Origin of the sequence: Acinetobacter sp. AS167 (assembly GCF_037152175.1) — a bacterium.
Classification (GTDB): domain Bacteria; phylum Pseudomonadota; class Gammaproteobacteria; order Pseudomonadales; family Moraxellaceae; genus Acinetobacter.
In genome coordinates, this window is record NZ_JBBCMP010000038.1 from 1 (window position 1) to 376 (window position 376).

Consider the following 376-nt stretch of genomic DNA (forward strand, 5'->3'; position numbering starts at 1 on the left):
AGATCTGGTGATTGTCAATAACAATGCAGGCAATGGCGATTACGGTCTGGCGAAACTACTTAAATCAGGTGCAGTCCGTAAAATCATCTGTTCTTTCCCCCGTCAGTCTGACTCTTGGGTATTCGATGAACTCTATCATGCGGGCAAGATCGAACTGGAACTGGTTCCTCAAGGTAATCTCGCCTGTCGTATTCAAGCCGCGGGGATGGGTTTAGGTGCAGTCTTTACCCCAACAGGCTTTGGTACTTTATTGGCAGATGGCAAAGAAACACGTCATATCGATGGCAAAGACTACGTACTTGAATATCCGATTAAAGCAGACTTTGCATTGATTAAAGCACATCAAGGCGACCGTTGGGGCAACTTGGTTTATAAC

General features: G+C 45.7%; 1 protein-coding gene. It reads left to right on the forward strand.

Annotated features, from left to right (window positions below; genetic code table 11):
- A partial coding sequence (locus WFN33_RS20250) for a 3-oxoacid CoA-transferase subunit A (protein ID WP_336954831.1) occupies positions 1-376 on the forward strand: 376 nt, incomplete at both ends.